The sequence below is a fragment of the Pedobacter sp. genome, assembly GCF_039594775.1.
Classification (GTDB): Bacteria; Bacteroidota; Bacteroidia; order Sphingobacteriales; family Sphingobacteriaceae; genus Pedobacter.
Window position 1 is genome coordinate 439,469 of sequence record NZ_JBCNMT010000001.1, and the last position, 20,376, is coordinate 459,844.

Consider the following 20,376-nt stretch of genomic DNA (forward strand, 5'->3'; position numbering starts at 1 on the left):
CCTCGTAGGATCTAGAAACCTGCGAGGTTTTTTATTTCATGCCCACGTAGGAGGGAATCTTAATGCTTATAAAAACATAATCATGCATTACGATTCCGAAATAAATTCGGAATGATGACCTGTATAGCAAAATGAGAAAGGGGCTAATTAGCCCCTTTCTCATTTTGCGCCCTCATCACTCACTTATCTTATCGTCAATGAATTATATCTCACGGCAACCTTAACATTCGAAGAGCCTCCCTTTCCAATAGTTCCTGTGTATTCCTTTGTTGAACTATAACCACGGTCATCATCATCCGCTCCAACTCTTCTAGCATTCACGTTTTCCCCGTATTTAAAGCTGGCATATTGGGTATCCACATTTAAGCTTCCCCCAAAGTTCGGTGCAAATCCCAAGGTAACGGTTACGTACTCCGTGTCAAGATTAATCGTTTTACTGCTTGCTTCAATTTTTTCGACGGTCATTTTACCCCCATACTGAGATTTGGCCGTAAAAACTCCCGTTAAGCGCCCTACCCTTACCGCAGCATATTGCGATGTAAGACTTAGGTTACCCACCTGTTCAATAGACAGGCCGTTTCCATATTGTATTTTTATTCCAGCCTCACCTCTAACCGTTCCTATTTTAACCGAAGCATATTGGGCGTCCAAATCTAAATTGCCTACCGATTCAATGCTAAGCCCACTTCCATATTGCTGTCTAATGTTTGCATTTCTCTTGATATCGCCAATACGAACGGTCGCATATTGAGCATTAAGATTTAAATCGCCAATAGAAGATATGGTTAAACCACTACCATATTGCTGTTTGATGGTGGCTTTGTTTACATCTTTTAGGTCTACGCTGGTATATTGGGCCGAGATAAAATTGTTTACATTACTTAGGTCGCCAGTAATCAGTTTTCCGTATTGTACCTTAAGTGCTGTTGGTCCAGAAAAGTCAGGCATTTCTAAGTTACCATATTGCTGTGAAGCACTAAGGGCTACGTTTGAAGGCAAATAAACCGTCATAAAGATTTTTACTTCCCTGCGCCATCTCTTCCCATTTCTGCTTCCATTGCCCCAGCCGTTTCTATCTTCCATTTGGGTTTTAAACACCGCCTCATCACCGTTTTTCGACGTTGTAATTGATACATTCTCGATCAACTTCTGCGCTTCGTCTTCAGAATTTGCAAAAGCCCTGATGTCTGCATCAACCTTCACCTCATTCTTATCCCAGGTTTTAACAATAATATTTCCATAAATATTAGACACATTCACCTTATCGCCACGACCAATGCTATACGATTTTGAAAAAGACTTGGTCCTTTGTGGATCATCATACTGGCCTTGCTGGTAAGTAGTATAGCTTTCTGTATATTCTCGTTCCTTACCATCCTTTGTCGTTTTATGACGGGTGGTCACTGTAAATCTAGATACAGAAGTTGAAGAACCCTGACTAAACTCTGCCACAGGGGCAGCCGGTGTTGGAGGCGTAGGCGGCACCGCTACCTGCGCATTTGCTTGTAGTACCGACCAAACCAAGGCCGAGATACTAAATATGATATTTTTCATTTCTTTAAAACTTGTTTTTGGCAGAGCAAAACTGTTTTAAATACATTATAACCGACGTCGAAAGAAATAAAGTATTAAATCGTTTTCTCCTCTTTTTTATATTGATTGACTTGATTGATAATGTATAACTGCTGGCTGATCATCTGTAATTGTATTTCCAGATTTTTCATCATTGCCTTGCCTACTAAGGCTTTGTTTGGACTTGTTTGCAACTGATTTTTCAATTCCTGATAATCTTTATCCAGTTTGCCCATATCGGCAATAAACTGTTTATAAAGTTCTGGATCTGTATTCGCTAAAACCTGCAAACTGTCTCTCTTTTCTTCAATTAGGCTTGTAAACCTTACTTCTTTTTTACCTAAACCTGGATTAATATCTGCCACTAAAATCTCTTTAGTCGATTTTTTATACTGGTAGCCAAAATATATGCCCACCGTTAGCACCAACATGGCAGCTATGCTCATCCATTGGTAAAGGCCAAATGTTTTTTTCTTAGGTTGTTTTTTATCCAACTCTGCGGCAATTTTACCCCAAAGCGCATCTGAAGGGCCCTTAACTTCAAATTGTTTTTTATTATCTCTTACAAACCCCTCTAATTTATTGCTCATCTTGCTACTCCTTTCGTTACTAATAAACTATTCAACTTTCTCTTTGCTCGCATATACTGTGTACGCGATGTATTTTCTGTTATTTTTAAAATATGTGCAATCTCTTCGTGGTCATAGCCTTCAAACAAGTATAAACTTAACACCACTCTATAACCATCAGGCAGTTCGGCCATTGCACTTTTAATCGCCTCCACCTTTAATTGTGTATCTTCAAAATCTGTATCCTGCTCATCGGCCACTTCAACCTCATCCATGCTCACCGTTTCCATTTTACGCTTGCGCAGATAGTTAATAGACCTGTTAATTACGATTTGTTTTAACCATAGGCCAAAAGTTGTCTCTTGTCTAAAGTCGGCAATGCGGTTAAAAGCATCCAAAAAGGCCTCTTGCAACACATCTTCGGCTTCGGCATCGTCATTAACAATCCTCAGGGCCACGTTGTACATAGCCGCAGCATACAACTTGTAAATCTCAAATTGTGCTTTCCTGCTGCCTGTTCGGCATTCGGCTACTAAATCTGCGTGCTTGTCTATGTAAACTGTTTCCAAATTCTAAAGCGTTCTGATCAAAAGACAACGTGAAATTCAAAACGTTGCATCATGTTACAAAAATATTTTTTTGTTTCTTCTTTTGCATGTCGATTAAAAAAATCTTTATCTCAAAGATTTATCAAGTTTTCGCAAAAGAACGCAAAGCATAAATGAGACTTAACCTCAACCAACTAAAATCCTTAAATTTTAAAAATCCTATCTTTGACACCATGGCACGCATCATGGCTTTTGATTATGGCACCAAACGTATCGGCATTGCCGTTACTGACCCTTTGCAGATCATCGCAACTGGTCTCGACACTATCCACCCCAAAGACATTGTGGATTTCATTAAAAAATACATGCAGGCAGAGCAGGTAGAGGCTTTTGTTCTGGGCGATCCCAAACAAATGGATGGCTCCCCATCTGAAAACGCACAACATGTGAAAGGTTTTTCTACTATTTTAAAAAAGAATTTTCCGGGCATTCCGCAACACTTGGTCGACGAGCGTTTTACCTCTAAAATGGCACAGGCTACCATCCTACAAAGTGGATTAAAAAAGAGCGATAGAAGGGACAAGGAAAGAGTCGATACCATTTCGGCAACCATAATCCTGCAATATTTTATGGAACAAAACCGTTTATAAGCACAATGATCAGCGAAGAACTACAGCAACTTTTGCTCAAATACTGCGAGCCCGAAGACCAACTGCTACAACATATTGATAGGGAAACCAACCTTAAAGTATTAATGCCCCGTATGCTAAGCGGCCATTACCAAGGCCGTGTGCTCAGCATGCTCAGCAAAATGATTTCTCCAAAAAGAATCTTGGAAATAGGCACCTTTACAGGATATGCCACCTTATGTTTGGCCGAAGGCTTAACCCAAGACGGCATTATTTATACCTTGGATATTAACGAAGAGCTAGAAGATATGGTGAGGGAAAATTTTGCCAAATCTCCCCTAAATACCAAAATCAAATATATCCTTGGCGACGCCCAAAAAAGCATTGCACAACTACAGGAAACCTTTGACTTGGTTTTTATTGATGCGGATAAAAAAAATAACGGTACCTACTATGATTTGATTTTTGACCGAGTAAGATCCGGCGGATTGATAATAGTAGACAATGTGCTTTGGAGTGGCAAAATTGTAAATAATGCGCAGGATAAAGACACCAAGAACATTAGTTCTTTTAACGATAAAATAAATGAAGACCTACGGGTAGAAAAGTTGATTTTACCTGTTAGAGATGGCTTGTTTGTCATCAGAAAAAAATAAGTCAGTTGGCAATTGTCAGTTGAAATTTAGCGCTTGCTAACATTTACAATAAAACAATTTAACAATGAAGAAATTTCTATTCCTGCTCTTCCTATGTACAAAAACAATATTTTCCTTTGCCCAAACCACCGAAGAGTATATTGAAGAGTATGCCGATGTGGCCAAGGACTTGATGGAAGAACATCATATTCCTGCAAGTATTATCTTGGGCGTGGCCATCCACGAATCGGCCGCGGGCAAAAGCAAAATTGCCCGATACCTAAATAACCACTTTGGCATTAAAGGCAAGAACTCCAATACCGAAATCCGATCAGCATATAAAGACTTTCCTACGGTAGACTCTTCCTACAGCCACTTCATTAGCTTTTTGAAAAGCCGCGACCATTTTAACGAACTTTTCGACAAATATGATCAATATGATTTTAAAGCTTGGGCCAGAGGTATACAACGCGGGGGTTATGCCCGCAGCCGAACTTGGGCCTCGCAGGTAATTGCATTGATCCGGAAATACGAGCTCTTTCAATACGATAACCGCCCAGAAGATTACTTAGAACCGGTCGAGCCTAAAACTGTTTATCGTTCCAAAAAGAAAACCGGACGCAGCTATATTGTTAAACAAGGAGATAATTTAGGTATTATTGCCAAAAGAAATAAAACAACGGTTAAGGCCATTAAAAGTAAAAATGGGCTCAAGTCAAATGCCTTAAAACCCGGCCAAAAACTGAAACTATAGTAAAAAAATGAGTAAAAATAAATCGCTACTTCTCTTAATGTTGGTAATTGCCCTAGGAAGTGCCTGTAAAAGCAGGCAGTATAGCCGCAACAACAAACAGATAGAAAAAGATGCAAAAAAGGATAACCCTTCCCCTATTTCCTACACCACCGTTTCCTATATTGATGCTTTTAAAGGTATAGCCATTGAGGAGATGAACAAATATGGCATCCCTGCAAGTATCACCTTAGCACAAGGTATCCTCGAGTCGGGTAGCGGGGCCAGCGACCTTGCCAAGTATGCCAATAACCATTTCGGCATCAAATGCACTTCCGACTGGAAGGGCAAAGCTTATTATAAAGATGATGACCAAAGAGATGACTGTTTCAGGGTGTATAAAGATCCTCGGGAATCATACAAAGACCATTCTGAGTTTTTAAAGCGCAAGCGTTATGCTGCTCTTTTTGAGCTGGACAAAAACGACTACCGCAATTGGGCAATTGGACTTAAAAATGCGGGCTATGCCACCAATCCAAAATATCCTGATTTACTTATCAATCTGATTGAAAAATACCAGCTCTATCAATATGACCAATCGGAAAGTGAGCGTGAAAAACTAGCTAGGGAAGATAAAGTCTTCAAAGAAATCAATGCCAATATCCCTAACGAGAAAAAGCTATACACCCCGGTAAATGTTGCGCCTAAAGACCCTCCGGCATCGCTGGAAAATGGGAAATATCATGTGGTACAGGCAGGAGAAACACTATATAAAATTAGCCAGCTTTACAAAATTTCTGTTGACGATTTAAAGGCCCTCAACCAACTGTCAGACAACAATATCAAGGTTGGTCAAAAGCTAATGGTGGTTAAATAATGTTAAGATAAATAGCACCAATCTGTTTAAATTGTAGCTTTGCTTGTAAAATGAGATTTCTACTGGCCTGCATATTTTTACTCAACATGTTGTCTGCTTTTGCCCAGCAAAAAGCAGTACAAGGCTTTGTGGTTGATAAGGATACCAAGCTAAGGCTTGCCAAGGTTTATATCTACAATTCATCATCAGACGAAGGTTTTTACAACAACACCAAGGGCGAGTTTGTGGCTCCCGTTAAACTTGGCGACACTTTATTTGCGGCACTTAGCGGCCATGCCATGGATACCGTAGTTTACCGCGGGCAAAGCGCCATTGTTTTCCAACTGCGCTCCATGGGCATCAGATTAAAAGAAGTAAGTATTTATGGTAAGGCCAAAACGCCTCAGGAACTTTACAAATCAAAACTAGATGAGTTTAAGTACAAACTGGATAAGGGCAGTAGCAGGGACCTTCTTAACTTAGGACAAAGAGGTGTTGGTTTAGGCATTGACGCCATCTATAATTTATTGAGCCGCGACGGTAAAAATGCTCGTCACCTACAGCAGATCCTCGAGAAAGATTATAAGGAACAGGTTATCGACTATCGCTATAACCCTACCTACGTCAAAAACCTCATTGCCATTAAGGAAGAAGACCTGCAAGATTTTATGACCCAATATAGGCCAACGTACCAATTTGTCCTTAGCGCATCGGAATATGCCTTTATACAATTTGTGAAAAACAGCTATGCTTCCTACAAACGGAATCCATCTATGTTCCGTTTGCCCAAACTACCTGAATTAAGTATAGATAAACTGTAATGGCTTGGTTAATCGTCGTTCCTAAGCTCCGAGTAGCAGCCATGGCCATTTATCCATTTATTTTGGTACAAAAAGTTTCCTACAAAAACGATGTTGTGCTGGTTAATCATGAAAAAATACACCACCGACAACAATTAGAGCTGCTCATTGTTCCCTTCTATCTTTTTTACCTGCTCAACTATTTGTATAACCTACTGAAATACAAGAAACACCAGTTGGCATACTTAAATATCATCTTCGAAAAGGAAGCCTTTGTACAACAGCAAAACCCCTCCTACTTAAGTACAAGAAAAATGTTCTCGTGGATCAAATACATCCGCGTTTAGCTTAGCTTTTTCATCAGATAAACACCCTGTGGTTATAAACATTTTATAAAATTTTACGTTTCTTTGTGAATAATGAAGCGTTTAGTATTTACCATTTCTACTGTATTAGCTCTTTATTGTTCCGTTTCGGCCCAAGAGATAGACACCATACCCATTCCCGTAAAAGATCTGGAAATTAAACTAAAGCGAAGCCCGTTACCTTCAAGAACAGGGGTCATTATTTTTCAACCTGTAGACCTAAGTCCTGCACTGGTAAAAGCAAAAATCAATTACTGGAAAACCAAAGGAACGGTGAGCATTAACGCCAACCAAGCTTCGTTTAGCGACAACTGGAAGGGCGGCGGAGTAAACTCTATTGCACTAGGAGGTTTAATCAACTATAAGGCCGAATATAGCAAAGAAAGCTATAGCTATACCACTGAGGTTATTTTGCAATACGGGAAGGTTAAAAATAAAGGCCAGTTGCAAAAGAAAACCAACGACCGTATTTATTGGGACAATAAAGCAGCAGTGCAGTTGTCTAAAAACTGGTATTTCTTCGCCTCGTTAAGTTTCGAATCGCAGTTTGACAAGGGTTTCTCATATTCAAAGGATGCACAAGGAAATGAAGTACCGAAACTACTTTCTAAATTCATGTCGCCCGGCTATTTTACCGAGTCGCTGGGTTTTGAGTATAAGCCAAGCGCTATTTTTTCTACCCGTATTGGTACAGGTACCGCCCGTCAAACTTTTGTACTAGACACCAACATTTATAAAACCAATCCTAAAAACTTTGGTGTTCCCGTTGGGAGCAGGATTAAAAATGAGCTCGCTTTTCAGATTGTGAGCAATTTTGAGAAAGAGGTGGTTAAAAACGTGGTGTTAAAAGCAAAGTACAACATGTTTATTCCTTATGATAATTTTGGCCATATTGACCACCGTTTGGATATGGCGGCCACTTCTAGGATTAACCGTTTTATGAACGTGTCGTTAACCGGTGTTATTTTGTATGATAGGGACATGGACTTAAAAGTGCAAAAAAGTCAGGCCTTGGCTTTGGGGCTAAGTTTTACTTTCCCGAGGTAGCCTTTCCCTAATTTCTATTTATTTTCAAACCTATAAAGTTTTTCACCGACAGCGCTTGAGACTTACAAGGTTTTAAAAACTTCGTAAATCTATACTTGCCAACTAAACCCGATTGAAACGGCAGCCCCGAGGAACGAGGGCTAAAGTGTAAAGCGGGACTATTGGAAACAATTAGCACTTTCATTGCTTTTCTAAAAAACAAGTAGCAAAGTGTTGGTTATATTACCATTAAATCGCAATTCGTAAATCTACAATCGTAAATTATTAATACCTTTGCGTTTCACAAAATTTTTAATATAAAAGCATTCAACAATGTTTGAAAATTTACAGGATAAGTTAGACAGGGCATTCAAAGTCCTGAAAGGACAGGGAAGCATTACAGAGATCAACGTGGCCGAGACCATGAAAGAAATCAGAAAAGCTTTGTTAGATGCGGACGTAAATTATAAAACAGCCAAAACTTTTACCGATCAGGTAAAAGAAAAGGCTTTGGGAGCAAACGTACTGACCAGCATTTCGCCGGGCCAGTTGCTTACCAAAATCATGAACGATGAGCTTGCTGCTTTGATGGGCGGAGAGGCTACGGAACTTGACTTAAAAAATAATCCAACCATTATATTAATTGCAGGTTTAAACGGTGCCGGTAAAACTACTTTCACTGGAAAACTAGCTTTACACCTGAAAAGCAAAGGCAAAAAGCCTTTAATGGTTGCTGGCGACGTTTACCGTCCGGCGGCTGTTGACCAATTGCAGGTATTAGGCGAGCAAGTTGGGGTGCCAGTATACGCCAATAAAGAATCTAAAGATCCTGTGGCAATTGCCCTTGAAGGTATTGCCGAAGGTAAGAAGAACAACAACAATGTAATTATTGTGGATACTGCAGGCCGCTTGTCTATTGACGAAGCCCTGATGAACGAGATTTCGGAAGTTAAAGCACAAACTAAACCTCACGAGATTTTATTTGTGGTTGACTCGATGACCGGTCAGGATGCGGTAAATACAGCAAAGGTATTTAACGACCGTTTGGATTTTACGGGTGTTGTTTTAACCAAATTAGATGGTGACACCCGCGGTGGTGCGGCCCTTTCGATCAAATCTGTAGTTGATAAACCAATTAAGTTTATTGGTACGGGTGAGAAGATGGAAGCTTTGGATGTTTTCTACCCAGACAGGATGGCTTCGCGTATTTTGGGCATGGGCGACGTGGTTTCCCTTGTAGAGCGTGCCCAACAACAGTTTGATGAAAAACAGGCAGCCGAGCTACAAAAGAAAATCCGCAAGAATAAATTCGATTTCAACGACTTTTACGGACAAATCCAACAAATCAAAAAAATGGGTAACATGAAGGATTTGATGGGCATGATTCCGGGAGTTGGCAAGATGATGAAAAACGTTGATATTGAAGACGATGCTTTTAAAGGTGTAGAGTCGATCATCCAATCGATGACTCCTTTTGAAAGAGAAAACCCAGATTCGATACAGCAAAGCCGCAAATTGCGTATTGCCAAAGGTTCTGGCAATAAATTAGAAGATGTAACCAAGTTGTTGAAACAATTTGAGGATATGAGAAAGGTGATGAAACAATTCTCTAATCCGGCTGCTGCCGCTAAAATGATGCGCAACATGCCTAAAATGCCTCAACGTTAGACTAAGTTAAAAGTCAAAATATAAACTAGAAAGCCCCGATATCTGAGTAGACATCGGGGCTTTTTATTTCCTCCTTGTCATTCCGACGCCAGGAGGAATCTATTTGTTCCAAAGAGATTCTTCGCCATGCTCAGAATGACAGCATGCAAAAAACTGCTAATCTTCCAAAACAACGGCTGTTCCGCTTGCGGTTACCATTAGCATGCTTCCACCATTTCCAACAGTTTCGTAGTCCAAATCAACACCAATAATGGCATTTGCACCCATAGCCGCAGCATACTGTTGCATTTCGCTTACCGCGGTATTTTTGGCTTCGCGTAGTACTTGCTCATACGAACCTGAACGTCCGCCAACAATATCTCTAAGACCAGCCAATATATCTTTAAAGAAATTTGCGCCAATAATGGTTTCGCCGGTAACAAGGCCAATGTATTTTACAACTTTCTTGCCTTCTACAGTATTTGTGGTAGTTATTAACATCGTTTTAAGTTTTTTCTATTCGACAGTTATAGACTAAATATGTTACATATATTTTCAATTCTCATGAAATTCTCCTTCTTTTTCAAAGGGTTACAAAAAGAAGATAAACACCAATTCACCTTTTTTGTTTAAAAAAATTTATCTTTGTATGTGAAGTTCCTTTAACGCTATAATCAAACGTTTCGACTTTGCCTACAATGAAAATCGAATAAAATGAAAAATTTCTGCCTGCTTGCGCTCTTCTGTTCCGTTGTATTTTCTGCGAAAGCGCAAAATACCATGGCTCCAGGCTTTGAACAAACCAATCCTCAGTTTTCTGTTAATTTGGCGGTATTGGGGACTAGTAGTCGTAGTGCCGCCGAGAATTTTTATGAAGAAGGCGAACGTTATGAGCGTTTTGGTGATTTTGACAGTGCCGCAATGATGTTCAACAAAGCAGCTAACGAATATAAGCAGGACAAAAAATATAATCTATATGGTACTACGCTAATTCGTTTGAGCAATGTTTATCTTTATCAAGCAAACTTTGCAGAAGCAGAGCATGTGGTATTGAAACAGGTGCTTAGAAATTATGCTAAAATGGGCAGTAAGGCCGGGCAAATGTCTGCCTACCAACAATTGGGAAAAATCTATTTAGCGGCCAATAAATTACCTCAGTCTCTTTGGTTTTATACACAACATGGCATATTGGCACAGCAACTTCAAGATAAAAACGCTTTTATTGAATCGGTTTTGGGCATTGCTTCGGTAAAAATCAAAAAGAAAGATTATTTACTGGCCTCAAAAGATCTTAATACAGCGGAATTGCTTTCAAAAAACGCCAATACCATACAGTATAACCAAATCATCAAAAACAATAGGGCCATTATTGCTGAAAAAACAATTAGCAAAAAGGGATAATCTTCAGCTATGCTGAAGGACCTTTCCAAGGCTTCATTTCTAACGCTTCTCTGAAATAAACACGCTCCATGAAACCCAAAAGCAACATTGCTGCTATTTTAAGCAATCGTGAGCTGGAAATTATCCGGCTTATTACCAAAGAATATAGTAACCAAGATATCGCCACACATTTAGACATTAGTAAAAGAACGGTAGAAACCCACCGTAAAAACATCTTTAAGAAAACTAAGGTAAAGAGCGTTGTCGGTCTAGTGGTTTTGGCTTTAAAAAATGACTTAGTGCCCTAGATTTAACTATTTTTAACAAACTTTACAAAAAAGATACAGACTAAAACTGCATCTTTTTTGTTTATTTAAGAAATTGGTATCATATTGGATAATGATTTTATAACGAATGGACTTTAAAACAGTTAAAGAAATGCTGAGAAAAATATTTGCTATTACCTTCACCGCTGCAGTTCTAGCCTGCACCGCCTCTCCAAAGGCACAAAAACCGGTGGAAGGTATTCCGAACATAAAACCAGACGAACAACAAAGTTTGGTAACCAAAGAAGTTGTGGGGCTGCTGGAAAATTATAATTACAAGAAGCCAAAATTGAACGATTCGATTTCTTCAATTGTCTTTGACAGGTATATTAAAGCCTTAGACCCTTCTAGATATTATTTCTTAGAAAGCGACATCAAAGAGTTTGAGGCCAATAGATACAATCTTGATGATGATTTTAGGATTGGAGATTTAAGTACTCCTTTTTATATTTTCAACGTTTACTTGAAAAGATATAACGAGCGTGTGAATTATTCCATTTCACAAATCAAGAACAAGTATGATTTCAACCAGAATGATACTTATGTATACGACAGAGAGAAGATGCCTTGGGCAAAAAGTACTGCTGAGCTTGACGACATCTGGAAAAAACGTGTGAAATACGAGTTGGTAAACTTGAAAATTGCAGGTACTGACGATGCTAAAAACATAGAAACTTTAACCAAGCGTTATACCAATCTGAAATCGCAGGCAGCAAAATTCAATAACCAAGATGTTTTCCAGATCCTAATGGATTCATTTACCGAAGCTATTGACCCACATACGAATTACTTTAACCCTCGTAATGCAGAGGCTTTCAATCAAGAAATGTCTCGCTCATTAGAAGGTATTGGCGCCGTGCTGCAATCAGAAAATGAAGTGACTAAAATTGCTTCGATCATGCCTGGTGGTCCGGCTTTCAAAAGCAAAAAACTGAATGCTGGTGACAAGATCATTGCGGTTGCCCAAGGTGCTGATGGCGAGTTTGAAGATATTATTGGCTGGAGAATTGACAATGCGGTATCAAAAATCAAAGGTCCTAAAGGCACAACGGTTCGTTTAAAAGTTATCCCTGTAGGTCAAGAACTTTCTTCGAAACCACAAATTGTGACTTTGGTGAGGGAGAAAATCATTTTGGCAGATCAATCTGCTAAAAAAGTGGTTAAAACAATTGAAAGCGATGGTAAACCTTATAAAATAGGAGTGATTAAGATTCCTGCTTTTTATGCAGATTTTAAAGCAGCAAATGCTGGCGATCCCAACTATAAGAGTACCACCAGAGACGTTAGGTTGTTGATTGATACCCTAAAAAACATGGATAAAGTAGACGCCATTGTGGTTGATTTAAGAGCTAATGGTGGCGGTTCGTTAAATGAAGCGATCGAACTTTCGGGCTTATTTATAGGGAAAGGGCCTGTAGTACAGGTTAAAGATTACAGAAACAGTGTAAAAGTTTACAAAGACGAGGATAATAACATTGTTTGGGATGGCCCAATGGGGGTAATGATTGATCGCTTGAGCGCTTCGGCTTCGGAGATTTTTGCTGGGGCAATACAAGATTATGGTCGCGGCATTGTGATGGGCACCCAATCCTATGGTAAAGGAACCGTACAATCATCTATTGACCTAAACTCATTGATGAACTCGTCGATGCTGCAAAAATTAGCCGCTTTGTTTAAAAAGAACGAAGGTGAAAAGAAAGCCATTAATACCAAGGATGCCAATTCGCCAACGGTAACTATTGTTGATAAGAATGGTGTTCCTCAACTAGGACAAATCAATCTTACGATGGCTAAGTTTTATCGTGTAAGCGGCAACAGTACGCAACATAAAGGCGTTATTCCTGATATCAATTTCCCATCTATCTATCCATTAGATAAAATTGGAGAGGACACAGAGCCTTCGGCATTGCCTTTTGATATGGTGAACCCATCTACTTATACTACCGTATATGATTTGAATGCGGCAAAAGCGGCTTTACTTAAGTTACACGAAAAACGCATGTCTAAATCTTTAGACTATAAAATGTTGAAAGAAGATATTGCTGAAGGTAAGAGAAGAGAAAGTGAAACATCTATAACGCTTAATGAAGCGAAGCTGAAAGCAGAAAGAGATGCTTTGGAAGCAAAGTCTTTAGCAAGGTTAAATCAAGTAAGAGCCGAGAAAGGCTTAGCGCCGTTGAAAAAAGGAGAAAAAACACCTAAACAAGAAGCTTCTGATTTTATTGAGGATGAAAGCATGAACATTATGGTTGATTTCATGAAGCTTAATGAGAACACGAAGTTGAGCAAAAACAATAACAAGACTATACTTAACTAAGTAACCAATCTTGACAATAAAAAAGCGGTACGAGTTCGTACCGCTTTTTTTGTTTTATAATTTCAATATGGAAATATCAGCGTCATTACGAGCTTTGCGAAGCAATCTTAATAAATAATCCTTTAATCGCTTTTAGGATTGCTTCGTACCTCGTAATGACGACCTAGGTTCTTTAAATCTCACAACCATTATCATCACAGGCATTACCCGTCATTTCATTTAAATTTTTTAGAGGAGCTTTTTGTTGTGTAGCCTGCCATTCATTATAGCTTTGTGTAAGTGCTTGTTTAAACGCTTCTACGGGCTGTGCTCCTGAAAGCGCGTACTTTCTGTCCATCACAAAGAACGGAACGCCCCTAACGCCTAATTGTTGGCTTTCGTAAATGTCGTATCGTACCCCTTCTTCAAATTCGTTCCCTTCTAATACTTCTTTGGTTTCTTGTTGATCCAAACCTAAAACCGCAGCGATTTCCAACAACACTTCAAGGTTATCAATATCTTTTCCATTGGTAAAATGGGCTTTAAAAAGTTGCTCTTCTGCTGAGTCTTGCTTGCCTTTGCTTGCGGCAAAATGAATCAGCCGATGGGCATTAAAAGAATTTGCAGGAATGCTTCGTTCGAAATCGATATCAAGCCCTGCTTCCGTAGCCATAGATGCTACTTGTTGGGTCATTTGTTGTGCTTGTGCTATGCTTATTCCTTTATTGGTAGACAGGTATTGGTAAAGGTTCTCTCCATCCACATTTTTATAGTCAGGATTAAGTTGATAGCTTTTCCAGTCAATCGTTATCGCTTTGCCAAAAGGAAGTTCTGCCAGGGCCTTCTCCAAGTGTCTTTTACCAATGTAGCAAAAGGGACACATCACATCTGACCATATTTCTATTTTCATCACTTTAAATTTTTATAAAACAAAGGTAAGGGCATTCCTAAAAAGCCTTGGTCTCAGGAAGGTAAAATAACATTTTGTCATTGCGAGCTTAGCGAAGCAATCTTAAAGCGATAGCGGCTTGTGCTAAGTTAATTTACCTCGGCTGACCTGAAATAAATTCAGGCTACAAGTTTGGGAAGAAACAGCTTAAGCTCCTATGTTGTCACACTGAGCTTGTCGAAGTGTTTTCCATCATTAGGCTTCGACAGGCTCAGCCTGACACAGATTTTAAAACCAAATTATAAAGTAACAACCTTTTGAAACAGATTAGCCAAACGTTTTAAGATTGCTTCGTCGTCGTTCCTCCTCCTCGCAATGACGAGAAAAATTCCTGTTGTATTGAAACAAAAATGGGCAGCCCAATAATGAGCTGCCCGTGAAATCAAACACTATAATCTAACTTATAGCTTCTTTTATTTATAAAGCTGGTTAAACAGCCATTTAAATGTTCCATGGGTTTGTGCCCTAAAGGTAATTTCAGGACCAAAGGCAAATAGTTTCCCTTTGCCATAGTCTGCTTCAAAGGCGGCAACACCATCTTTCAAATAAGCTTGTCCCCAAGCCCAACCACTACGCAAAGGCTTATCTGTGGCAAACCACGCTAATGGCTTAATTTTTCCGTCATTTTCGGTCAGTTTAAATACAGGGCTATTATCAAAATAAACATCTGTATTTTCATCTAAGCCCCAGTTGGCGGCTAATTTAGCATCTGTTTTAACACTTAATACACTTCCTGGTACGTAGTACTTATCATTTGGCAAACGTTTACCATCTGCGGTAAGCAGAGCATTTTTAACTGGAAGTCCTAAATGTGTTGCCAAGCTGGTTGCTGAACCAATGGCCACAATGTTCCCACCATTCTCCAAGAATGCTTTTAATTGAGGAACCGATTTTTCGGCAGTCATTCTGCCTACACGTCCCTTAAATTCATCTGGAATATTATCAACTGTTGGTGGATTAAATCCTCTTCCTCCGCCTTCATTAGCCACTGCAGGTACAGAGCCTCCAACCATAATCAACACATCATAATTGTCTTTAAGCTTTCCAGCGTCAATATCTGGTGGGTAAACCACGGTAACATCATAGTGGTACTGTTCCATAATGTAGCGCATCCAGCCTGATGGCATAGAGCCTCCATAGGTATCCCAAAGGGCAATTCTAGAAGGCTTAACTTTTACGGCTCCTTTTGGTTTGCTTGCTGCAGTAACTTTCATTCCAAAATTATGCTCCGCCTTGTTTAAGGCCGCTTTTGCTGCAGTACTTGCAGGAACGTAAAAAGAGCCGTCTGTAGGGTTTCTCAATACTTCTACATTTGCTTTTAACAGTTCATTTACCGCCAAATAGCTTTCATTAGCCTGTGCGCTTAAGGCAAAGCCGCTAGCACTTGGCAAAGCTTGAGGAGTTGCTTTCAGCAGCTCTCCAACCGGCATTTTTTGGAAAGGTCCGTTAAATGCGTTTAATATCCTGTCAAACTTCACATTCATTAAATAAGCCAAGGTCCAGCCCGCTGCATCATAAGGCGCTACTGGAGGGCCGCCTTCATATTTAAAATCGTTCGGATGATCTTGCGGTTCAAACATATCCAAAACGTGAGGTCTAAATGCCTGATCCGTTTTTACGATATATGAGCCTGCCGGATATTGTTTGCCTTCAACCGTAAAAGCCGCTGTTGCTTTTTGTACTTCTACACCTGTTCTGATCAGCGCATTTAAAAACCTAATAGCTGTGGTAAAATCAGCCTGGTTAGCTGAAATGATGTATCCTCTGGCATCCCTATTTGCTGGGTCTTTCATCACTTCATCCAAAAATTTTGGATCCATGTTTCTTCTACCACCAGCGTTATCTGCTTTATCTTTCTTTGCGGCTTCATTAATGGCCTCTATTTTCTTTGGAGAGAAAGACCAAGTATCTTTACCTCCTCTTTCAATAGAATTTTTACCCATTTTATACATATTGAACAACAGCTCATCGTGGTAACGTTGTGCATAGTTCAATACGGCATAGTTCATAGATACCGAATAATCGATTGCATTTTTGAAAAACCATTTTTGAGGTAGCACTGGATTTGGGGAATCGCTGTTGGGCAATAGCCTAGATGGCACTAAAGGTATTTCCATTGGCGTTGGGTTACCCACAATTTCGGTTAAAAGCCCAATCATGTTATGAAAATATGTAGTGGTTCTTAAACCCCCGTTGTACCATGTAGAAAATACCGAACCATTTCTTTGGGTATATCCGGGTTTATCCTCAATGTTCAAACGGTTGTGCATTGCGGCGCCAACGGCATCTAAACTGGTTAAGATAATTGGGTCAAAAACATAATTATGGGGATCGCGAAATGGAGGCCCTGCCACTACCGTTCCTGCTGGGCCAGATTGGTGGTGGTTGTACATAATTTGAGGATTCCACTCAATGAACAACTGTCGGCCCATATTTTGTGTTTCCTTTAAATTAAGCATAAAGAAATCTCGGTTATTGTCGTGTCCCGCATACTTTTGGTACAGTACGGGCAAGCCAGCCAAAGATCTTTTCTCCGGTGTTTTTTCCCTCATATACCAATTACTTTGCAGTTCTTGTCCATCAGGATTAGCATGAGTCATCAATATAATCACATCATCCAAAATCCTCGAGGTTTCCGCATCAGTTCTGCTAGCAAAATTGTAAGCAGTTTGTATTAGCTGATGGGCACCAACGGTTTCGTTGGCATGTAATCCACCATCAATCCAAACGATGGCTTTACCTTGCTGTGCCAAACTCTTCGCTTCTTGCTCGTTCAAACCTTCGGCACGGGCCAGTTTTTGGGAAATCGACTTGTATTTCGCTAAATTTTGATGGTTTTCTGGCGAAGTAATGATCAGCATATACTGACTTCTACCCTCTTCTGTTTTACCAATATCAACCAATTTCACTCTTTTTGAGCTGGCGGCCAATTTCTTAAAATAGGCTTCAGTTTGAGAATAATTGGCCAACTGGTAATTATCGCCTATGGTAAAACCAAAGTGCGATTTAGGACTTGGTACTTCTTGAGCAACCGCATTAAGGCTACTTACCAGAAAGAACATCCATGCGCCCTTGATCAAGTATCTTTTTATCATACTAATTTTTGTTTGATGGTTAAATCAAATATAGGACAGATAAAAACTCTTTGTAGGACCTCTTTAAATTTGTTACACGATTAATTTTCTCGGGTACTACAGGTGCACAAATAATTTTTTAATCCGATTATTTAACAAATTGTATAAAGATAGAGAGACAAATCTGTCCCTCTGTGGCTAACATAATATCCTTCACAAGTTTCTTTTCCTCGTCCCTATTGCATAACTTCGCTGCAACAAGTTCTTAACTTTATCTCAAATCAAACCGATAACGGTTCCCGAGTAATATCGGGATTAATAGGGAATCGTGTGCAAATCACGAGCTGTCGCGCAACTGTAAGTCCTCTTTTGCAAAAAAGAACAGCGCTATCACAATGCCACTGTGCCAACCAAGGTTGGAATGGGAAGGCGATAGTGCTGGGGATAAGTCAGGAGACCTGCCTTTATTGAATTGACAATGTCTTCGCGGAATAGGACAAAGGGTCAAGGTATGATGAGTGGTGCCAGAAACAATTTAGGTTTCGTTGGCCTTGCTTTTCTATGCTTCCTTTATTTTTTCCAAAGACGTTATTTAGAGTTGGGCTTTAAATATTTTCATTTAAACCCTTTTAAAATGCAAACTCAAGTGTTGGGCTATCCGCGAATTGGTAGCCAAAGAGAATTGAAAAAGGCCTGCGAAAGCTATTGGGCAGGTACTTCGGGGTACAAAAACGTACTTCAGGTTGGCAAAAACATCCGCCAGCAAAACTGGGAACTCCAAAAAAATCTCGGCGTAGATTTAATCCCGAGCAACGATTTTTCTTATTATGATCAGGTACTGGACCACTCCTTAATGTTTGGCGCTATTCCACAACGCTACAACGCAGTGGCCGTGCAGCCAGACCACGCAGAGTTAGACCTTTATTTTGCGATGGCCAGAGGTTATCAGCGAAATGGATTGGATATTATTGCGATGGAAATGACCAAATGGTTTGATACCAACTACCATTATATTGTCCCCGAATTCTATAAAAATCAAACTTTCAATCTGTTCTCCACAAAGGTGATTGATGAGTTTTACGAAGCCAAACAGCTGGGCATTATCACCAAACCTGTATTGATTGGCCCCGTAAGTTATTTGCTTTTAGGTAAAGAAAAAGAAGCTGGTTTTGATAAAATTGATCTACTTAAAAATCTGCTTCCTGTTTATATCGAGCTTTTAACCAGATTGAAAGCCTTGGGCGCCACCCATATCCAATTAGATGAGCCGTTTTTGGTGTTAGATCTATCGGAAAAAGAGAAACAAGCCTATCAAACAGCCTATCAACAACTCAGGAAAGCTTTTCCAGAATTAAATTTGATCCTTACCACTTACTTTGGCGCTCTGGGGGATAATTTAGAGTTGGCTTGTGGCCTGCCTGTAAACACGTTACACGTTGATTTGGTAAGAGCACCGCAGCAATTAGAGGAACTGATTAACAAATTACCTCAAGAAAAAACACTTTCGTTAGGTTTGGTTGATGGCCGAAATATCTGGAAAAACGATTTTGAAAACTCTATCTCCATCATCAATCATGCAATGGATACCCTTGGTAAGGAAAGGGTTTGGATTGGTACCTCATGCTCATTGATTCACAGCCCTTGTGACTTAGACAGTGAAAAAAATGAAGAAGTATTAACCGCCGAAATTAAACAGTGGATGGCCTTTGCCAAACAAAAAGTAGCCGAATTAACTACCTTAAAGCAGCTCACCAATAATGAGGAAGCTACTTTGGCAAAAGAGAAACTGGTACAAAATACGAAAGCTCAACAAAGCAGAAAAACCTCACCGTTAATCCACAATGAAAAGGTGAAAAATGAGGTGGCCAACATTACCGAAAGCCACGACCAACGTTCAAATGCTTTTGCTAAAAGAAGAATCTTGCAACAGGAAGCTTTAAACCTTCCTTCCTTCGCCACCACCACTATCGGCTCTTTTCCGCAAACTATGGAGGTAAGGAGCTGGAGAGCAAAACTCAAAAAAGGAAGTTTAAACCAAGCGCAATACGACCAATTAATTGCCATTGAAACCGAAAAAGCAGTACGTTGGCAAGAAGAAATTGGGCTGGATGTTTTGGTGCATGGTGAGTTTGAACGAAATGATATGGTAGAATATTTTGGCGAGCAATTAAGTGGCTTTACCTTTTCCCAAAACGGATGGGTGCAAAGCTATGGTTCACGCTGTGTAAAACCGCCCATCATTTACGGTGATGTTTACCGACCAGAGGCCATGACCCTCAAATGGACCAACTATGCACAGTCCCTAACTTCAAAATACATGAAGGGAATGCTCACCGGACCGGTAACTATTTTGCAATGGTCTTTTGTGCGTAACGACCAACCTCGCTCTACCACCTGTACCCAAATTGCCCTAGCCATTAGAGATGAAGTGGTAGATTTAGAGCAAGCGGGTATTAAAATCATCCAAATTGATGAGCCTGCCATTAGAGAAGGTTTGCCTTTACGCAAAGCTGAATGGCAAAATTATTTGGATTGGGCAGTTAAAGCCTTCCGTATTTCGGCTAGTGGCGTACAGGACGAAACACAGATACACACTCATATGTGCTACTCGGAGTTTAATGATATTATTGACAGCATTGCCGCAATGGATGCCGACGTCATTACCATTGAAACCTCTCGTTCGCAAATGGAACTACTCAATGCTTTTGCCGATTTCAAATACCCAAATGAAATTGGGCCTGGCGTTTACGATATTCACTCGCCAAGGGTCCCCAATAAGGACGAAATGGTGGAGCTCCTGAAAAAGGCGGCTTTGGTAATTCCAAAAGAGCAGCTATGGGTAAACCCTGACTGTGGGCTTAAAACCCGTGGTTGGGACGAAACCAAAAAGGCATTGATAGAAATGGTGGAAGCCGCCAAAACCATGAGGAACAACTAACAATTTTTACCATAGACTTGCGAAGTTTTCAAGCTT

The 20,376-nt window shown here is 39.9% G+C and carries 18 protein-coding genes and 1 riboswitch; of the genes, 12 read left to right on the top strand and 6 right to left on the bottom strand.

The features are described 5' to 3' along the window. Nucleotides 1–183 precede the first annotated feature (183 nt). The 3 genes from ABDV71_RS01985 to ABDV71_RS01995 form a co-directional block, all read right to left on the bottom strand. Nucleotides 184–1,554 carry a hypothetical protein gene (locus tag ABDV71_RS01985; protein ID WP_343530744.1) on the bottom strand — a complete coding sequence of 457 codons (1,371 nt, stop codon included), beginning with the start codon at nt 1,552–1,554 and terminating at the stop codon, nt 184–186. Between the two features lie 74 nt (nt 1,555–1,628). Continuing rightward, nucleotides 1,629–2,162, bottom strand: coding sequence for a hypothetical protein (locus ABDV71_RS01990; RefSeq protein WP_343530745.1), 534 nt, complete (start codon nt 2,160–2,162; stop codon nt 1,629–1,631). Next, nucleotides 2,159–2,710: a sigma-70 family RNA polymerase sigma factor gene (locus ABDV71_RS01995; RefSeq protein WP_343530746.1), complete on the bottom strand. Its 552-nt coding sequence runs from the start codon at nt 2,708–2,710 to the stop codon at nt 2,159–2,161. Before ABDV71_RS01995 ends, ABDV71_RS01990 begins: the two co-directional genes overlap by 4 nt. Nucleotides 2,711–2,922: 212 nt before the next feature. Here ABDV71_RS01995 and ruvX point away from each other — a divergent pair, with 212 nt between their 5' ends. From ruvX to ffh, 8 genes are all read left to right on the top strand, one after another. Beyond that, nucleotides 2,923–3,339, top strand: coding sequence for a Holliday junction resolvase RuvX (gene ruvX / locus ABDV71_RS02000; protein WP_343530747.1), 417 nt, complete (start codon nt 2,923–2,925; stop codon nt 3,337–3,339). Between the two features lie 5 nt (nt 3,340–3,344). Further along, the gene (locus ABDV71_RS02005; RefSeq protein ID WP_343530748.1) at nt 3,345–3,974 is read left to right on the top strand and encodes an O-methyltransferase; all 630 of its coding nucleotides are present in this window, start codon (nt 3,345–3,347) and stop codon (nt 3,972–3,974) included. Nucleotides 3,975–4,038: 64 nt separating this feature from the next. Next, nucleotides 4,039–4,707: a glucosaminidase domain-containing protein gene (locus tag ABDV71_RS02010; protein WP_343530749.1), complete on the top strand. Its 669-nt coding sequence runs from the start codon at nt 4,039–4,041 to the stop codon at nt 4,705–4,707. A 7-nt stretch (nt 4,708–4,714) separates the two neighbouring features. Beyond that, the gene (locus ABDV71_RS02015) at nt 4,715–5,560 is read left to right on the top strand and encodes a glucosaminidase domain-containing protein (protein ID WP_343530750.1); all 846 of its coding nucleotides are present in this window, start codon (nt 4,715–4,717) and stop codon (nt 5,558–5,560) included. A 50-nt stretch (nt 5,561–5,610) separates the two neighbouring features. Continuing rightward, a complete protein-coding gene (locus ABDV71_RS02020; RefSeq protein WP_343530751.1) occupies nt 5,611–6,360 on the top strand; it encodes a hypothetical protein in 750 nt (249 codons plus the stop codon). Continuing rightward, the gene (locus tag ABDV71_RS02025; RefSeq protein ID WP_343530752.1) at nt 6,360–6,686 is read left to right on the top strand and encodes a hypothetical protein; all 327 of its coding nucleotides are present in this window, start codon (nt 6,360–6,362) and stop codon (nt 6,684–6,686) included. Before ABDV71_RS02020 ends, ABDV71_RS02025 begins: the two co-directional genes overlap by 1 nt. A 72-nt stretch (nt 6,687–6,758) precedes the next feature. Beyond that, nucleotides 6,759–7,751, top strand: coding sequence for a DUF3078 domain-containing protein (locus ABDV71_RS02030; protein ID WP_343530753.1), 993 nt, complete (start codon nt 6,759–6,761; stop codon nt 7,749–7,751). A 312-nt stretch (nt 7,752–8,063) separates the two neighbouring features. Further along, the gene (gene ffh / locus ABDV71_RS02035; protein WP_343530754.1) at nt 8,064–9,398 is read left to right on the top strand and encodes a signal recognition particle protein; all 1,335 of its coding nucleotides are present in this window, start codon (nt 8,064–8,066) and stop codon (nt 9,396–9,398) included. 156 nt (nt 9,399–9,554) lie between these two features. On the opposite strand, the gene ABDV71_RS02040 is transcribed toward ffh, so the two are convergent. Next, nucleotides 9,555–9,878, bottom strand: a complete 324-nt coding sequence (locus ABDV71_RS02040; RefSeq protein WP_343530755.1) for a YbjQ family protein — start codon at nt 9,876–9,878, stop codon at nt 9,555–9,557. A gap of 213 nt (nt 9,879–10,091) precedes the next feature. On the opposite strand from ABDV71_RS02040, the gene ABDV71_RS02045 reads away from it, so the two are divergent. The 3 genes from ABDV71_RS02045 (at nt 10,092) to ABDV71_RS02055 (ending at nt 13,400) form a co-directional block, all read left to right on the top strand. Continuing rightward, nucleotides 10,092–10,778 carry a hypothetical protein gene (locus ABDV71_RS02045; protein WP_343530756.1) on the top strand — a complete coding sequence of 229 codons (687 nt, stop codon included), beginning with the start codon at nt 10,092–10,094 and terminating at the stop codon, nt 10,776–10,778. Between the two features lie 68 nt (nt 10,779–10,846). Beyond that, nucleotides 10,847–11,065, top strand: a complete 219-nt coding sequence (locus tag ABDV71_RS02050) for a LuxR C-terminal-related transcriptional regulator (RefSeq protein WP_343530757.1) — start codon at nt 10,847–10,849, stop codon at nt 11,063–11,065. A gap of 130 nt (nt 11,066–11,195) precedes the next feature. Beyond that, nucleotides 11,196–13,400: a carboxy terminal-processing peptidase gene (locus ABDV71_RS02055; RefSeq protein ID WP_343530758.1), complete on the top strand. Its 2,205-nt coding sequence runs from the start codon at nt 11,196–11,198 to the stop codon at nt 13,398–13,400. Nucleotides 13,401–13,572: 172 nt separating this feature from the next. On the opposite strand, the gene ABDV71_RS02060 is transcribed toward ABDV71_RS02055, so the two are convergent. Together ABDV71_RS02060 and ABDV71_RS02065 are read right to left on the bottom strand one after the other, a co-directional pair. Further along, the gene (locus ABDV71_RS02060) at nt 13,573–14,289 is read right to left on the bottom strand and encodes a DsbA family oxidoreductase (protein WP_343530759.1); all 717 of its coding nucleotides are present in this window, start codon (nt 14,287–14,289) and stop codon (nt 13,573–13,575) included. Nucleotides 14,290–14,741: 452 nt separating this feature from the next. After that, entirely contained in the window at nt 14,742–17,423 is a 2,682-nt protein-coding gene (locus ABDV71_RS02065) for a M14 metallopeptidase family protein (protein ID WP_343530760.1), read from the bottom strand. A gap of 255 nt (nt 17,424–17,678) precedes the next feature. Continuing rightward, nucleotides 17,679–17,883: riboswitch (cobalamin riboswitch) on the top strand. 153 nt (nt 17,884–18,036) lie between these two features. Here ABDV71_RS02065 and metE point away from each other — a divergent pair. Further along, the gene (gene metE / locus ABDV71_RS02070) at nt 18,037–20,340 is read left to right on the top strand and encodes a 5-methyltetrahydropteroyltriglutamate--homocysteine S-methyltransferase (protein WP_343530761.1); all 2,304 of its coding nucleotides are present in this window, start codon (nt 18,037–18,039) and stop codon (nt 20,338–20,340) included. The last annotated feature ends 36 nt before the right edge of the window (nt 20,341–20,376 follow it).

Excerpts from the sequence above, each read along its gene's own strand:
- ABDV71_RS02020 (WP_343530751.1), top strand. The coding sequence starts at position 5,611 with ATGAGATTTCTACTGGCCTGCATATTTTTACTCAACATGTTGTCTGCT.
- ffh (WP_343530754.1), top strand. The coding sequence starts at position 8,064 with ATGTTTGAAAATTTACAGGATAAGTTAGACAGGGCATTCAAAGTCCTG.
- ABDV71_RS02065 (WP_343530760.1), bottom strand. The coding sequence starts at position 17,423 with ATGATAAAAAGATACTTGATCAAGGGCGCATGGATGTTCTTTCTGGTA.
- ABDV71_RS02010 (WP_343530749.1), top strand. The coding sequence starts at position 4,039 with ATGAAGAAATTTCTATTCCTGCTCTTCCTATGTACAAAAACAATATTT.
- ABDV71_RS02015 (WP_343530750.1), top strand. The coding sequence starts at position 4,715 with ATGAGTAAAAATAAATCGCTACTTCTCTTAATGTTGGTAATTGCCCTA.
- ABDV71_RS02055 (WP_343530758.1), top strand. The coding sequence starts at position 11,196 with ATGCTGAGAAAAATATTTGCTATTACCTTCACCGCTGCAGTTCTAGCC.
- ABDV71_RS01990 (WP_343530745.1), bottom strand. The coding sequence starts at position 2,162 with ATGAGCAATAAATTAGAGGGGTTTGTAAGAGATAATAAAAAACAATTT.
- ABDV71_RS01985 (WP_343530744.1), bottom strand. The coding sequence starts at position 1,554 with ATGAAAAATATCATATTTAGTATCTCGGCCTTGGTTTGGTCGGTACTA.
- ABDV71_RS02030 (WP_343530753.1), top strand. The coding sequence starts at position 6,759 with ATGAAGCGTTTAGTATTTACCATTTCTACTGTATTAGCTCTTTATTGT.
- ABDV71_RS02025 (WP_343530752.1), top strand. The coding sequence starts at position 6,360 with ATGGCTTGGTTAATCGTCGTTCCTAAGCTCCGAGTAGCAGCCATGGCC.
- ABDV71_RS02040 (WP_343530755.1), bottom strand. The coding sequence starts at position 9,878 with ATGTTAATAACTACCACAAATACTGTAGAAGGCAAGAAAGTTGTAAAA.
- metE (WP_343530761.1), top strand. The coding sequence starts at position 18,037 with ATGCAAACTCAAGTGTTGGGCTATCCGCGAATTGGTAGCCAAAGAGAA.
- ABDV71_RS02045 (WP_343530756.1), top strand. The coding sequence starts at position 10,092 with ATGAAAAATTTCTGCCTGCTTGCGCTCTTCTGTTCCGTTGTATTTTCT.
- ABDV71_RS02050 (WP_343530757.1), top strand. The coding sequence starts at position 10,847 with ATGAAACCCAAAAGCAACATTGCTGCTATTTTAAGCAATCGTGAGCTG.
- ABDV71_RS02005 (WP_343530748.1), top strand. The coding sequence starts at position 3,345 with ATGATCAGCGAAGAACTACAGCAACTTTTGCTCAAATACTGCGAGCCC.
- ruvX (WP_343530747.1), top strand. The coding sequence starts at position 2,923 with ATGGCACGCATCATGGCTTTTGATTATGGCACCAAACGTATCGGCATT.
- ABDV71_RS02060 (WP_343530759.1), bottom strand. The coding sequence starts at position 14,289 with ATGAAAATAGAAATATGGTCAGATGTGATGTGTCCCTTTTGCTACATT.